The organism is Pseudomonas sp. NPDC098747, from assembly GCF_044760045.1.
In the GTDB taxonomy this organism is placed as follows: Bacteria; Pseudomonadota; Gammaproteobacteria; order Pseudomonadales; family Pseudomonadaceae; genus Aquipseudomonas.
In genome coordinates this window covers 1-14075 of record NZ_JBIWAL010000026.1, presented here as the reverse complement: position 1 = coordinate 14075, position 14075 = coordinate 1, and the positions used below count along the sequence as shown (strand labels likewise).

14 protein-coding genes and 1 pseudogene are annotated in these 14075 nt (G+C 57.6%); 2 read left to right on the top strand and 13 right to left on the bottom strand.

Annotated features, from left to right (window positions below; translation table 11 throughout):
* The first annotated feature begins 18 nt into the window (after positions 1–18).
* Positions 19–334 (top strand): annotated as a pseudogene (locus tag ACIQVE_RS16880) (ferredoxin family protein).
* A gap of 503 nt (positions 335–837) precedes the next feature.
* Here the strand turns inward: ACIQVE_RS16880 and rpoS are convergent.
* The 8 genes from rpoS to ACIQVE_RS16840 form a co-directional block, all read right to left on the bottom strand.
* Positions 838–1848: an RNA polymerase sigma factor RpoS gene (gene rpoS, locus ACIQVE_RS16875; RefSeq protein WP_150594510.1), complete on the bottom strand. Its 1011-nt coding sequence runs from the start codon at positions 1846–1848 to the stop codon at positions 838–840.
* A gap of 106 nt (positions 1849–1954) precedes the next feature.
* Positions 1955–2824 carry a peptidoglycan DD-metalloendopeptidase family protein gene (locus ACIQVE_RS16870; protein ID WP_402810317.1) on the bottom strand — a complete coding sequence of 290 codons (870 nt, stop codon included), beginning with the start codon at positions 2822–2824 and terminating at the stop codon, positions 1955–1957.
* 211 nt (positions 2825–3035) lie between these two features.
* Entirely contained in the window at positions 3036–3671 is a 636-nt protein-coding gene (locus ACIQVE_RS16865) for a protein-L-isoaspartate(D-aspartate) O-methyltransferase (RefSeq protein WP_402810405.1), read from the bottom strand.
* Between the two features lie 41 nt (positions 3672–3712).
* Complete coding sequence (surE, locus tag ACIQVE_RS16860) at positions 3713–4462, bottom strand: 5'/3'-nucleotidase SurE (RefSeq protein ID WP_402810316.1); 750 nt, start codon at positions 4460–4462, stop codon at positions 3713–3715.
* Complete coding sequence (gene truD / locus ACIQVE_RS16855; protein WP_402810314.1) at positions 4450–5508, bottom strand: tRNA pseudouridine(13) synthase TruD; 1059 nt, start codon at positions 5506–5508, stop codon at positions 4450–4452. The genes surE and truD overlap by 13 nt, the downstream gene beginning before the upstream one ends.
* Positions 5505–5978, bottom strand: a complete 474-nt coding sequence (gene ispF / locus ACIQVE_RS16850; protein WP_034149878.1) for a 2-C-methyl-D-erythritol 2,4-cyclodiphosphate synthase — start codon at positions 5976–5978, stop codon at positions 5505–5507. The genes truD and ispF overlap by 4 nt, the downstream gene beginning before the upstream one ends.
* Before the next feature lie 44 nt (positions 5979–6022).
* A complete protein-coding gene (fghA, locus tag ACIQVE_RS16845) occupies positions 6023–6868 on the bottom strand; it encodes an S-formylglutathione hydrolase (protein ID WP_402810312.1) in 846 nt (281 codons plus the stop codon).
* A 65-nt stretch (positions 6869–6933) separates the two neighbouring features.
* On the bottom strand, positions 6934–8046 hold the full coding sequence (locus ACIQVE_RS16840) for an S-(hydroxymethyl)glutathione dehydrogenase/class III alcohol dehydrogenase (RefSeq protein WP_402810310.1): 1113 nt from the start codon (positions 8044–8046) through the stop codon (positions 6934–6936).
* 117 nt (positions 8047–8163) lie between these two features.
* Between ACIQVE_RS16840 and ACIQVE_RS16835 the strand changes: the two genes are divergently transcribed.
* Positions 8164–9060 (top strand): LysR substrate-binding domain-containing protein, encoded by an 897-nt coding sequence (locus ACIQVE_RS16835; protein ID WP_402810308.1) that lies wholly within the window; start codon positions 8164–8166, stop codon positions 9058–9060.
* 148 nt (positions 9061–9208) lie between these two features.
* Here the strand turns inward: ACIQVE_RS16835 and ispD are convergent, their stop codons facing one another.
* From ispD to ACIQVE_RS16810, 5 genes are all read right to left on the bottom strand, one after another.
* Positions 9209–9916: a 2-C-methyl-D-erythritol 4-phosphate cytidylyltransferase gene (gene ispD / locus ACIQVE_RS16830; protein WP_402810307.1), complete on the bottom strand. Its 708-nt coding sequence runs from the start codon at positions 9914–9916 to the stop codon at positions 9209–9211.
* Positions 9913–10191, bottom strand: coding sequence for a cell division protein FtsB (ftsB, locus tag ACIQVE_RS16825; protein WP_007908838.1), 279 nt, complete (start codon positions 10189–10191; stop codon positions 9913–9915). Before ftsB ends, ispD begins: the two co-directional genes overlap by 4 nt.
* A gap of 171 nt (positions 10192–10362) precedes the next feature.
* Positions 10363–11652, bottom strand: coding sequence for a phosphopyruvate hydratase (gene eno / locus ACIQVE_RS16820; RefSeq protein ID WP_402810305.1), 1290 nt, complete (start codon positions 11650–11652; stop codon positions 10363–10365).
* Between the two features lie 157 nt (positions 11653–11809).
* Positions 11810–12655, bottom strand: coding sequence for a 3-deoxy-8-phosphooctulonate synthase (kdsA, locus tag ACIQVE_RS16815; protein ID WP_150594518.1), 846 nt, complete (start codon positions 12653–12655; stop codon positions 11810–11812).
* Positions 12656–12659: 4 nt separating this feature from the next.
* A partial coding sequence (locus tag ACIQVE_RS16810) for a CTP synthase (protein ID WP_402810302.1) occupies positions 12660–14075 on the bottom strand: 1416 nt, incomplete at its 5' end.

Genomic DNA, 14075 nt, shown 5'->3' with positions numbered 1-14075 from the left:
AATCATACTCAAAAACAAATGCATAAACTTCAAGTAAAAAGACTCCGTAGAAGTATCACAGGTGGACTGCTTTTACGAAGGCCCGAACTTCCTGGTGATTCACCCGGATGAGTGCATCGACTGCGCCCTGTGCGAACCAGAATGCCCGGCCGTAGCCATTTTCTCCGAGGACGAAGTTCCGGAGGATATGCAGGAGTTCATTCAACTGAACGTTGAGTTGGCGGAGATCTGGCCGAACATCACCGAGAAGAAGGACTCGATGCCCAACGCCGAGGAATTCGACCGCGTGATCAACAAGTCGGTAGGCAGCAAATTGAAAGACCTCGAACGCTGATCTGTCACGCGCTCGATAAAAAGGCCCTTTGCGGGCCTTTTTGCTTTTGTGGGTATTGCTTTTTTACAGGCAAAAAAAGGGGCGGTTTGACCCGCCCACATTTTTTCCCTATTCCCTGTGTTCCTTTTCATCGTCCTGATGAATCGCATCCTGCGATGTCCGTTCCCCTCTTCCTTGAAGGGCGTGTCTGTCCGTCGACACAACCCAGATACTAGAGAATTCTCCGGCAAGAGCAACCGGTCCTGGACGCTTAAACGGTCTTTCACAAGCGTTTCAAAATAAAAAATAAACATATAAATCAATCGGTTAAAAACAGTCAGTGGCAGAAATAGACGTCTGCCGCAGTGTAAAAATTACGAACGCTTACGAAACAGTAAGCAAAGGCTTACAGAGCTAGACTACAAATCTCGACCGATGTCTTCTGTAGGGAATCAGTGCCTTTATTTGAGCAACAAAAAACCCCGAACCAGTCGGGGCTTAATGCGGGTTAACGGTTGAAACGCTTACTGAAACAGCGACTCGCTCGACAGCCCATTCTTCTCGAGAATTTCCCGCAGGCGCTTGAGGCCTTCTACCTGGATCTGTCTCACCCGTTCCCGGGTCAGGCCGATCTCCAGGCCTACATCTTCCAGCGTGCTGCTCTCGTGGCCGCGCAGGCCGAAGCGGCGGATGACCACCTCGCGCTGCTTGTCGGTCAGCTCCGACAGCCATTGATCGATGCTCTGTGACAGGTCGTCGTCCTGCAGCAGTTCGCATGGATCGGTCGGACGATCATCGGTAAGCGTGTCCAGCAGGGTTTTATCCGAATCCGGACCCAGCGAGACGTCGACCGAAGAAACCCGTTCGTTCAGGCCCAGCATGCGCTTGACCTCACCTACCGGTTTTTCCAGCAGGTTGGCGATTTCTTCGGGTGAAGGTTCGTGGTCGAGTTTCTGCGTCAGCTCCCGTGCCGCCCGCAGGTACACATTGAGCTCCTTGACCACATGGATCGGCAACCGGATGGTCCGGGTCTGATTCATGATCGCGCGCTCGATGGTCTGACGAATCCACCAGGTCGCGTAGGTCGAGAAGCGGAAGCCTCGCTCGGGATCAAATTTTTCTACCGCGCGGATCAAGCCGAGGTTGCCCTCTTCAATCAGATCCAGCAACGACAGCCCCCGATTGACGTAACGCCGAGCGATTTTCACCACCAGTCGCAGGTTACTTTCAATCATGCGCTTGCGCCCGGCCGGATCGCCACTTTGCGACAAGCGCGCAAAATGAACTTCTTCCTCAGGGGAGAGCAATGGGGAAAAGCCGATTTCGTTGAGATACAACTGCGTGGCATCAAGTGCCCGAGTGTAATCGATGTATTTATGTTGTTTGAGTGTGGCGGATTGTTTGGATTTGGAACGAACGGAAGGTGGAGCAGCCCCTTCATCATTCGACATCGAAGATTCCGAATCGATGCCGGCCTCCATAAGGAGAACCTCATCGTCGATGTCAAACTCCGGCACTTCTTTACTGAGAGCCATTGTTATAGTCCTTTGGTGAGTTCGACCCCAAGCTCAAGCGACGCCTTTATCCTTGGCAACGCTGGAGCCTGTCCCCTCTACGCGACGGAACAGGCTGGATTGCAAATCAACGCCTTGGCAGGAACTGCAGCGGATCTACTGGTTTACCTTGTCGGCGAATCTCAAAATGCAGCTTCACCCGGTCTGTACCCGTTGACCCCATTTCGGCAATTGTCTGTCCGACTTTGACCTGCTGCCCCTCCCGAACCAACAGCCTGCGGTTATGTCCGTAAGCACTGACGTAGGTTTCGCTGTGTTTGATGATGACTAATTCGCCGTAGCCCCTTAAGCCACTCCCGGCGTAAACCACCGTCCCATCAGACGCAGCTAAAACAGGCTGTCCCAAATCCCCGGCGATATCAATTCCTTTATTCAAACTACCGTTTGAAGAGAATTTACCAATCAGAATGCCATTAGATGGCCATCCCCAGCCGGTCGGGGCCGGGCCTGCTGGAGGCAATGGAGCAGTGGTTTGCTTGTTGGCGACGGACGGTGCTGCACCGGTAGAACCGCGGGTTGTGGTGGTCGTCGTGCCATTTGCCTGGCGCCGGATTACGGTGGTTTTGCTGGACGATGACGGCGAGGAACTGGCGCTACTCACCACGGCCGTCGATGTAGAACCGGTACGCCCGTCGAAGCGAATTGTCTGACCCGGATGGATCGTATACGGCGTAGGAATATTGTTCCGCGCCGCGAGGGCTTTGTAGTCCCAGCCGTAGCGAAATGCGATGGAAAACATCGTATCGCCCGGACGGACTACATATTGGCCGGTCGTCACGGTAGGACGTTGTGCGACCGCGCCGTTGCGATCGACCACCCGGACATTGCTCGATTTGGTGCTGGAGCAACCCACCAGCAAGGTGCTCAGGACAAGGCCAGTCACCAGGCGCTGAAAGCTCGTGTTACCCATACGCTGCGCAATGACAGTGAGACTCACCCGCCGCTCCCTTTGTGGTGGCTGAAAAATTCGAATGCCGAACTTCGGCATGAGGTGTCGCAAGTATAACGGGCCGAATCGGCTTTACCTTTAATGAAGCGAAATCGCTTCACGCACACGTTTGCAAGCTGACAATCTGCTGCGTTTAAACAATCGCTGCCCGTGTAAGACCAAGGCCAGCGAAAGGAATTCAGCGCCGTTGAATAAATGCTCAGGCCAGTGGGCCATTGAGCAATGGCACGAAACGCACGGCGCCTAAAACGTGTCGGGAAAAGCCATTTTCTTCACGCACGATCAGCATCAATTGCTGCACTTCTCCGGAACCGACCGGGATCACCAATCGCCCGCCCGGTGCCAGTTGATCGAGCAAGGCTTGCGGCACATCGGTAGCCACTGCGGTGACAATAATGCCGTTGTACGGTGCGAGCGCCGGCCAGCCTTCCCAACCGTCGCCCCAACGGAACACCACGTTGCGCAGATTGAGTTCGACCAGACGTTCCTTGGCCCGGTCCTGCAAGACCTTGATGCGCTCGACCGAGAACACCCGCTCAACCAATTGCGACAAAACGGCTGTCTGGTAACCGGAACCGGTGCCGATCTCCAGCACCTTGTCCAGCGGACCGGCCTCAAGCAGCAGCTCGCTCATGCGCGCCACCATATAAGGCTGGGAGATGGTCTGGTTATGGCCGATCGGCAACGCCGTATCTTCATAAGCACGATGTGCCAACGCTTCGTCGACGAACAGGTGACGCGGCGTGCGCCGGATGACTTCCAGCACCTTGGCGTTCGACACGCCCTCTTCATATAGACGCTGGATCAATCGCTCCCGCGTGCGCTGGGACGTCATGCCGATGCCACTGCGCATTCTGTCTTCGTGTTCACGAGCCATCAGCGCAGTCCCTCCAGCCAGCCATCGAGACTTCTGAAGGCATCGTTGAAGGTGCGATCGAGTTGCAGCGGCGTGATGGAAACATAGCCCTGCATCACCGCATGAAAGTCGGTGCCCGGGCCGCCATCTTCGACATCTCCGGCGGCAGCAATCCAGTAACCGGCCTTGCCACGCGGGTCGACCACTTTCATCGGCGCTGCCGCCCGGGCACGGTGCCCCAGTCGGGTCAGCTGGATGCCGCGAATGTGGTCGATTGGCAGATTGGGAATGTTCACGTTGAGCACCGTGCGCGGCGGCAGATCGAGCCCGGCGTGGGCTTCGACCAGTTTGCGCGCAAAGTAGGCTGCCGTAGGAAGATTATCGACCTGGCGTGAGACCAACGAGAAGGCGAACGATGGTCGCTCGAGGAAACGTCCCTCAAGAGCGGCCGCCACCGTCCCCGAATACAACACGTCATCGCCAAGGTTGGCGCCGAGATTGATCCCGGAAACCACCATGTCCGGCTGGCGTTCCAGCAAGCCATTCAGGCCCAGGTGTACGCAATCGGTTGGCGTGCCGTTGAGGCTGATGAAGCCGTTGGCCAGGTATTGCGGGTGCAACGGACGGTCGAGCGTCAGCGAACTGCTGGCGCCGCTTTTGTCCTGCTCCGGGGCGATAACCACGCACTCGCTGTAATCCGCCAGCGCAGCATAAAGCGCGGCAAGACCGGGTGCGGTTACCCCATCGTCGTTAGAAATCAGAATACGCATGGGCTGTCCGTCTGCCCCACCGGCACCAGATCAACGAGCTCGCGCACCAATACAGTGGCGAAGCATCCGGCCGGGAGGACGAATTCCAGTTGCAGAATGTCAGGCTGGGGATAATGCCACGTCAACTCGCCAATGGGCAGCCGCAGGATGCGACGTTCCTGACTCATGCCGGCGTTGATCAACCAATCGCGCAGATCCGCTTCACGCGCGGCAATCCCCTGCTCCAGATCATGGACAGCGCCAGCGGCCGGGGAGTCACCTTCGCCCCACTGGGGACCTGTCGGATGCAGATCGAGAATCGCCAGGCGCGGGTCGCTCAATTCAGCTTCACCGGCCGGAAAGAAGCTACGGCTATCAGTGAACGCCAGCAGATCGCCAACCAACGCTCGCTGCCAGGTGCCATCCGCCACACGCGCCGCCAACACCTGATTGAACAGAAAACTGCGCGCCGTCGACAGCAGGCGCGAACGCACATTACGCTGCTCCGGCAGAGCCTTGCGCGCCGCCCACGAACGGGCGTCGACAACGTTGCCGCCGTCATGGCCGAAACGCTGGGCGCCGAAATAATTGGGAATGCCTTGTTTGACGATCAGTTGCAGGCGCTCTTCAATCGCGGCTTTGTCGCCGGCGAACTGCGTCAGGCGCAACGTGAAACCATTCGCCGAATGCGCGCCGCGTTGCAGCTTGCGCTTGTGGCGAGTGGTTTTGAGGATCTTCAGCGTGTCGTTTTCCGCCGCCGACAGATCAGGATCCGCCTTGCCCGGCAGTTGCACACTGAACCACTGACGGGTCAACGCCTGACGATCCTTGAGACCGGCATAGCTGACAGTGCGCAGCGGCACACCGGCAGCCTTGGCGATACGCCGCGCAGCTTCTTCGGTGTTCAGGCCACGTTTTTCCACCCAGATCCACAGGTGTTCGCCGTCCCCACTGAACGGGATATCCAGCACTTCATCCACCTGAAAATCTTCAGCGATGGCTTTCAGTACTGCGGTGCCGAGGGGTTCGCCATAGGCCCGTGGGCCGAGCAATTGCAGTTCATTCATGCGCGCAGCAACAAGGCAACGGAGTGTACAGCGATGCCTTCTTCGCGACCGACAAAGCCAAGCTTTTCGGTGGTGGTAGCTTTCACGTTCACTTGATCCAACTCAACTTGAAGATCCGCGGCGATCAGTGCGCGCATCGATTCGATATGTGGGGCCATTTTTGGCGCCTGGGCAACGATGGTGTTATCGACGTTGCCGACTTTCCAGCCCTTGGCGTGGATCAGCGCGACCACATGACGCAGCAAAGCGCGGCTGTCGGCGCCTTTGAATTGCGGGTCGGTGTCCGGGAAGTGTTTGCCGATATCCCCCAGCGCAGCCGCGCCGAGCAAGGCATCGCTCAAGGCGTGCAGCAGGACGTCACCGTCGGAATGAGCGAGCAGCCCGAAGCTGTGTGCAATGCGCACGCCGCCCAGAGTAATGAAATCGCCTTCAGCGAAACGGTGCACATCATAGCCGTGGCCAATACGCATAAAAAAAACGCCCCGATTTTTGTCAGGGCGTGATTCTACCTGCATTAGCCCCGAAGGGCTTGTGCGTGATGCTGCAAGTGGTCGTCTATAAAGCTTGAGATGAAGAAATAGCTGTGGTCGTAGCCCGGTTGCAGGCGCAGCGTCAGCGGATGACCCGCTTGTTTTGCCGCTTGTTGCAGCGCTTCGGGTTTGAGCTGAGTCGCGAGGAAGTCATCGCGATCACCCTGATCGACCAGCAGCGGCAGTTTCTCGTTGGCCTCGGCGATCAGCGCACAGGCATCCCACTCTTTCCACTTCGAACGGTCTTCGCCCAAATAACGGGAAAATGCCTTCTGGCCCCACGGGCAATCCATCGGGTTGTTGATCGGCGAAAATGCCGACACCGATTGATAACGCCCCGGATTGCGCAAGGCACAAACCAACGCACCGTGACCGCCCATAGAGTGGCCGCTGATACTGCGCTTATCGGACGCCGGGAAATGCGCTTCAACCAGTGAAGGCAATTCCTGCACGACATAGTCATGCATCCGATAGTGACGCGACCATGGTTCCTGCGTGGCATTCAAATAGAATCCGGCGCCGAGGCCGAAATCCCACGCGCCATCCGGATCGCCTGGCACATCGGGGCCGCGCGGGCTGGTGTCCGGTGCCACGATGATCAAACCGAGTTCCGCAGCCATGCGCAGCGCGCCGGCCTTGTGCATGAAGTTCTCATCGGTACAGGTCAGCCCCGACAGCCAGTACAACACCGGCAGCTTGCCGCCCTGCTCCGCCTGCGGTGGCAGGTACACGGCGAACACCATGTCGCAACCCAGCACATCGGAACGGTGGCGATAGCGTTTGTGCCAACCGCCGAAACTTTTCTGACAGGAAATGTTTTCCAGGCTCATGTAAAGACTCCTACGCGGTCACGGCCACAAGCCTTCAAGACTTGTAGCCATGACATCACGATTGATCAGAAATGAATGACGGTACGAATGCTCTTGCCTTCGTGCATCAGGTCGAACGCCTTGTTGATATCTTCCAGGCCCATGGTGTGGGTGATGAAAGTATCCAGCGGAATTTCACCGCTCTGGGCCATGTCGACGTAGCTTGGCAATTCGCTGCGGCCACGGACGCCGCCGAATGCCGAACCGCGCCAGACGCGACCGGTGACCAACTGGAACGGACGGGTAGCGATTTCCTGACCGGCACCGGCAACGCCGATGATGACCGACTCGCCCCAGCCTTTATGGCAGCTCTCAAGGGCGGCGCGCATCAGTTGCACGTTACCAATGCACTCGAAGGAAAAGTCGACGCCGCCATCGGTCATGTCGACGATGACTTCCTGGATCGGACGATCGAAATCTTTTGGGTTCACGCAATCGGTCGCGCCGAGTTGCTTGGCGATTTCGAACTTGGCCGGGTTGATGTCGATGGCGATGATGCGCGCGGCCTTGGCCTTCACCGCACCGATGACTGCCGACAAACCGATGCCGCCCAGACCGAAAATGGCCACGGTATCACCTGGTTTTACCTTGGCAGTGTTGAGCACTGCACCGATACCGGTGGTGACACCGCAACCGAGCAGGCAGACCTTTTCCAGCGGTGCGTCTTTAGCGATTTTGGCAACAGAGATTTCCGGCAACACGGTGTATTCCGAGAACGTCGAAGTACCCATGTAGTGGAAAATCGTTTCGCCCTTGTAGGAAAAACGCGAAGTGCCGTCCGGCATCAGACCTTTACCCTGGGTCGCACGAATTGCCTGACACAGGTTGGTCTTGCCCGACTTACAGAATTTGCACTGGCCACATTCCGGGGTGTACAGCGGAATGACGTGATCGCCTACAGCAACCGAAGTCACGCCTTCGCCAATCGCCTCAACGATGGCGCCACCTTCGTGGCCGAGGATCGACGGGAAGATCCCTTCCGGGTCAGCACCGGACAAGGTGTAGGCGTCGGTATGGCAAACACCGGAGGCCACCACGCGCAGCAATACTTCACCGGCCTTGGGCATGGCGACATCGACTTCTACGATTTCCAGCGGCTTCTTGGCCTCGAAGGCAACGGCGGCGCGCGACTTGATCATGCTGACTCTCCAGTAAATCGAATAAATAAAAAAAGCAGACAAGGAGTGTAATACATGGCCTAACGATGAATAATCCGGCCAAAAGCAAAACATTATTGCCATATAGGGATAATCCCGATGTCCGAAAACCGCTGGGAAGGCATCGACGAGTTTGTCGCCGTTGCTGAATGCAGCCAATTCACCGCTGCGGCTGAACGTCTTGGGGTTTCTTCCTCGCACATCAGTCGACAAATCGTACGGCTGGAAGAGCGTTTACAGACGCGCCTGCTCTATCGCAGCACCCGGCGAGTGACGCTGACCGAAGCTGGGCAAACATTCCTGCAACACTGCCAGCGCTTGCAGGACGGACGCGAAGAAGCCCTGCGCGCGGTTGGTGATCTGACCAGCGAACCCAAAGGCATGTTGCGCATGACTTGCGCTGTTGCCTATGGCGAGCGATTTATCGTGCCGCTGGTAACACGGTTCATGGGGCTCTACCCGCAACTGCGCATTGATATAGAGCTGAGCAATCGCCAACTCGATCTGGTGCATGAGGGGCTGGATCTGGCGATTCGGCTGGGACGCTTACAGGATTCACGGCTAGTCGCGACGCGTCTGGCGCCACGGCGCATGTATCTGTGCGCGTCACCGTCCTACGTGGAAAGGTACGGTCGCCCACACAGCTTGTCGGAACTCGCTCGCCACAATTGCCTGATCGGCAGCACGGACATCTGGCAGCTTGAGCAAAACGGGCGGGAATTTTCCCAGCGAGTGCAGGGAAACTGGCGCTGCAACAGTGGGCAAGCGGTGCTGGATGCGGCTTTGCAAGGGGTCGGGTTGTGTCAGTTGCCCGACTACTACGTGCTGGAGCACTTGCACAGTGGAGCGTTGATCTCGTTGCTGGAGGCGCATCAACCACCGAATACGGCGGTGTGGGCGCTGTATCCGCAGCAAAGGCATTTGTCGCCGAAGGTGCGCAAATTGGTGGATTTTCTTAAGGAAGGATTGGCCGAACGGCCGGAGTATCGGACTTGAAAAGAGTGATGGTGTAACAGTTGTATTTTGGCTGACTGGGCTGCCGCCTTCGCGAGCAAGCTCGCTCCCACAGTAGATTTGTGAGCGACGTAGATCCAATGTGGGAGCGAGCTTGCTCGCGAAGGCAATCTGATAAACAACACTGCACTCAGCGGCGGTTAGCCCAGCGCTGACGCAACCACTCCAGATCTTCCGGCCGGGTCACCTTGAGGTTATCGGCGCGGCCCTCGATCAAACGGGGAGCCAGACCCGCCCACTCCATCGCCGAGGCTTCATCGGTAATCATGGCATCCGCCACCAGGCTGTCCGCCAACGCGCGATGCAGTGCCCCGAGGCGGAACATCTGCGGCGTGTAAGCCTGCCAGATCACGCTGCGGTCAACGGTTTCAACCACACGACCGTGCTTGTCGATTCGCTTCAGGGTGTCGCGTGCAGGAACCGCCAGCAAGCCGCCCACCGGATCATCCGCCAGCGCATCGAGTAATTTGTCGAGATCATCGCGACTCAGATTGGGCCGTGCCGCATCGTGCACCAGCACCCAGTCCTCATCGTCGGCACCTTGCGCATGCAGATGCAGCAAGGCATTGAGCACCGAACCGGAACGCTCGGCGGCGCCTTCAACGCGCTGAATGCGCGGATCGTTGACGCACGCCAGGTTCGGCCAGTAAGGATCATCGACAGCAAGACTGACCACCAGGCCCTTGAGGCTCGGATGACCGAGGAAACAGCCGAGGCTGTGTTCGAGAATTGTGCGCCCGCCCAGTTGCAGATATTGCTTGGGACGGTCCGCGGCCATTCGGGCACCGACGCCCGCAGCAGGAATCACGGCCCAGAAGGCCGGCAGGGAATTGATCATTGGGCCAACTGGTAAAGGGTTTCGCCGTCCTTGACCATGCCCAACTCGTGGCGAGCCCGCTCTTCAACGGTCTCCATGCCTTTCTTCAATTCGCTGACTTCAGCGTCCATCACTCGGTTGCGCTCCAGCAAACCTTCGTTCTCGGCATGTTGATCAGCAATCTGCTGATTCAGCTCGGCGACTTGCGCCAGACTGCCATTGCCCACCCACAGGCGGTACTGCAAACCGGCCAGCAGCAAGAGCAAAACGAGAAACAACCAGTAAGGACTGCGCATCGAATATCAGGTATCCAGTGAAAAAAGACAGCCACGCCAAAACTTTGCAGCGTCTGATAGCACGAAGCCTGGAAAACCCAGGCTTGTGCTGTTAAGGCATCAGATTAGTGGCAAATCCATCGCTGTCACGACTTTTCCGACACAATCCGCTGTCCTTTTATCAGTTTCCGCTTAACCGCGGAACTCGCTACGACCGTTGTACTTGGCTTTGCCATTCAACTGCTCTTCGATACGCAGCAGTTGGTTGTACTTGGAAACGCGGTCGGAACGGCACAGCGAACCGGTTTTGATCTGGCCAGCCGCAGTGCCCACAGCCAGGTCGGCAATGGTCGAATCTTCGGTTTCGCCGGAACGGTGCGAGATCACTGCGGTGTAACCGGCAGCCTTGGCCATCTGGATGGCTTCCAGGGTTTCGGTCAGGGTGCCGATCTGGTTGAACTTGATCAGGATCGAGTTGGCGATCTTTTTATCGATGCCTTCTTTCAGGATCTTGGTGTTGGTCACGAACAGATCGTCGCCCACCAGCTGAACCTTCTCGCCGACTTTGTCGGTGAGAATTTTCCAGCCAGCCCAGTCGGACTCGTCCAGACCGTCTTCGATGGAGATGATCGGGTAACGCTCGGTCAGACCTTTGAGGTAGTCGGCGAAACCTTCAGCAGTGAACACCTGGCCTTCGCCGGACAGGTTGTACTTGCCATCTTCGTAGAATTCGCTGGCTGCGCAGTCCAGTGCAAGGGTCACGTCGGTGCCCAGCTTGTAACCGGCGTTGGCCACAGCTTCGGAGATCACTTTCAAAGCGTCTTCGTTGGAAGCCAGGTTCGGTGCGAAACCACCTTCGTCACCGACCGCAGTGCTCAGGCCACGAGCCTTCAGCACAGCTTTGAGGTGATGGAAAATCTCGGTGCCCATGCGCAGACCTTCCGAGAAAGACTTGGCGCCAACCGGCTGAACCATGAATTCCTGGATGTCGACGTTGTTATCGGCGTGCTCGCCACCGTTGATGATGTTCATCATCGGAACCGGCATCGAGTAAACACCCGGGGTGCCGTTCAGGTTGGCGATGTGCGCGTACAGCGGCAGGTCCTGATCCTGTGCAGCAGCCTTGGCCGCAGCCAGGGACACGGCGAGGATGGCGTTGGCGCCCAGGGTCGCTTTGTTTTCGGTACCGTCGAGCTTGATCATCGCGTGATCGAGGGCTTTCTGGTCGCTTGGGTCGGTGCCCAGCAACAGATCGCGGATCGGACCGTTGATGTTGGCTACCGCTTTGAGCACGCCCTTGCCCAGGTAACGGCTCTTGTCGCCATCACGCAGCTCGAGTGCTTCACGCGAGCCAGTGGATGCACCGGACGGCGCGCAGGCGCTGCCGATGATGCCGTTGTCGAGTAGCACGTCCGCTACCACGGCTGGATTGCCACGGGAGTCGAGAACTTCACGACCTTTGATGTCGACGATTTTTGCCATTGTTGTAAACACTCCAAAGTTGACGAAAACGACGCAGCTAGAGGAAATCTTTTTACCGTCGGCAAGGGGGGTGCAGCGGGCAGATTTGCAGACGATAACGCTCATGCCCGAGGGCATGAGCGACAAATCGTGCGGTACTTTACCGGAGAATTGAGGTTTACGCGGTTTCTACCGTCGGAAAACTCTTAACCAGTTCGTCCAAAGCTTTGAGCTGGGCCAGGAATGGCTCCAGTTTGTCCAGACGCAAGGCGCAAGGGCCGTCGCATTTGGCGTTGTCCGGGTCCGGGTGAGCTTCGAGGAACAAACCTGCCAAACCCTGGCTCATGCCGGCCTTGGCCAGATCCAGAACCTGTGCGCGGCGACCGCCAGCGGAGTCGGAACGACCGCCAGGCATTTGCAGCGAATGGGTCACGTCGAAGAATACCGGATACTCGAACTGCTTCATGATGCCGAAGCCGAGCATGTCGACCACGAGGTTGTTGTAGCCGAAGCTCGAACCACGCTCGCAGAGGATCAATTGATCATTACCCGCTTCAACGCACTTGTTCAGGATGTGTTTCATTTCCTGAGGGGCGAGGAACTGGGCTTTCTTGATGTTGATGATCGCGTTGGTCTTGGCCATCGCCACGACCAGATCGGTCTGGCGCGACAGGAAGGCCGGCAGCTGGATGATGTCGCAGATCTCGGCGACGACCGCGGCCTGTTCAGGCTCGTGGACGTCGGTGATGATCGGCACGCCAAAAGCCTGCTTGATGTCCTGGAAGATGCGCATGCCCTCTTCCAGGCCAGGACCGCGATACGAGGTCACAGAAGAACGGTTGGCCTTGTCGAAACTGGCCTTGAACACGTAAGGGATACCGAGCTTTTCGGTGACCTTCACATACTCTTCGCAAACCTGCATGGCCATGTCACGGCTTTCCAGCACGTTCATGCCGCCGAACAGCACCATGGGTTTGTCGTTGGCAATCTCGATGTCGCCGACGCGGATGATCTTCTGTGCCATCGGGTTACGCCTTCTTCTGGTGTTGAGCCAACGCTGCTTTGACGAAGCCGCTGAACAGCGGATGGCCATCACGTGGTGTCGAGGTGAACTCAGGGTGGAACTGGCAAGCGACGAACCATGGATGATCCGTTGCTTCAACCACTTCAACCAGGGCTGCATCGGCGGAGCGACCGGAAATCTTCAGGCCGGCCTCGATGATTTGCGGCAGCAGGTTGTTGTTCACTTCGTAACGGTGACGGTGACGCTCGACGATCACGTCCTTGCCGTAGCAATCGTGCACTTTGGAGCCGGCTTCGAGCAGGCATTCCTGAGCGCCGAGGCGCATGGTGCCGCCCAGATCGGAGGTTTCGGTACGCACTTCAACGGCACCGGTGGCGTCTTCCCACTCGGTGATCAGGCCGACAACCGGGTGGCCGCTGGCGCGGTCGAACTCGGTGGAGTTGGCGTCTTTCCAGCCCATGACGTTACGAGCGAACTCGATGACCGCCACTTGCATGCCCAGGCAGATGCCCAGGTACGGAACCTTGTTTTCGCGAGCGTACTGAACGGCAGTGATCTTGCCTTCCACGCCACGCAGACCGAAGCCGCCCGGTACGAGGATGGCGTCAACGCCTTCAAGCAGAGCAGTACCCTGGTTTTCGATGTCTTCGGAATCGATGTAGCGCAGGTTGACCTTGGTACGGTTGCTGATGCCCGCATGGCTCATCGCTTCGATCAGCGACTTGTAGGCGTCCAGCAGTTCCATGTACTTGCCAACCATGGCGATGGTGACTTCGTGTTCCGGGTTCAGCTTGGCGTCAACCACAGCTTCCCACTCGGACAGATCGGCACCGCCGCATTGCAGACCGAAACGCTCTACGACGAAATCGTCCAGACCCTGCGAATGCAGAATGCCCGGGATCTTGTAGATGGTGTCGGCGTCTTCCAGAGCGATAACCGCACGCTCTTCAACGTTGGTGAATTGCGCGATCTTGCGACGCGACGAGATGTCGATCGGGTGATCGGAGCGGCAAACCAGTACGTCAGGCTGCAGGCCGATGGAACGCAGTTCCTTGACCGAGTGCTGGGTTGGCTTGGTTTTGGTTTCGCCGGCGGTGGCGATGTACGGCACCAGCGTCAGGTGCATCAGCATCGCGCGCTTGGCGCCGACTTCGAATCGCAGCTGACGGATGGCTTCGAGGAACGGTTGCGACTCGATGTCACCGACGGTGCCACCGATTTCGACCATCGCCACGTCAGCATCGCCTGCACCCTTGATGATGCGGCGCTTGATTTCGTCGGTGATGTGCGGAATCACCTGGATGGTTGCACCCAGGTAGTCACCACGACGCTCTTTGCGCAGCACGTGCTCGTAAACTCGGCCGGTGGTGAATTTGTTGTTCTGGGTCATGGTCGTGAGGATGAACAGCTCGTAGTGGCC

Coding starts and splice junctions, on each gene's coding strand:
- eno (WP_402810305.1), bottom strand. CDS start 11,652: ATGGCAAAAATCGTCGACATCAAAGGTCGTGAAGTTCTCGACTCCCGT.
- ispF (WP_034149878.1), bottom strand. CDS start 5,978: ATGCGTATTGGCCACGGCTATGATGTGCACCGTTTCGCTGAAGGCGAT.
- kdsA (WP_150594518.1), bottom strand. CDS start 12,655: ATGGCACAGAAGATCATCCGCGTCGGCGACATCGAGATTGCCAACGAC.
- ACIQVE_RS16840 (WP_402810310.1), bottom strand. CDS start 8,046: ATGATCAAGTCGCGCGCCGCCGTTGCCTTCGAGGCCAAGAAGCCGCTG.
- ftsB (WP_007908838.1), bottom strand. CDS start 10,191: ATGCGCAGTCCTTACTGGTTGTTTCTCGTTTTGCTCTTGCTGCTGGCC.
- ACIQVE_RS16865 (WP_402810405.1), bottom strand. CDS start 3,671: ATGACGTCCCAGCGCACGCGGGAGCGATTGATCCAGCGTCTATATGAA.
- ACIQVE_RS16835 (WP_402810308.1), top strand. CDS start 8,164: ATGTCCGAAAACCGCTGGGAAGGCATCGACGAGTTTGTCGCCGTTGCT.
- truD (WP_402810314.1), bottom strand. CDS start 5,508: ATGAATGAACTGCAATTGCTCGGCCCACGGGCCTATGGCGAACCCCTC.
- ispD (WP_402810307.1), bottom strand. CDS start 9,916: ATGATCAATTCCCTGCCGGCCTTCTGGGCCGTGATTCCTGCTGCGGGC.
- fghA (WP_402810312.1), bottom strand. CDS start 6,868: ATGAGCCTGGAAAACATTTCCTGTCAGAAAAGTTTCGGCGGTTGGCAC.
- rpoS (WP_150594510.1), bottom strand. CDS start 1,848: ATGGCTCTCAGTAAAGAAGTGCCGGAGTTTGACATCGACGATGAGGTT.
- surE (WP_402810316.1), bottom strand. CDS start 4,462: ATGCGTATTCTGATTTCTAACGACGATGGGGTAACCGCACCCGGTCTT.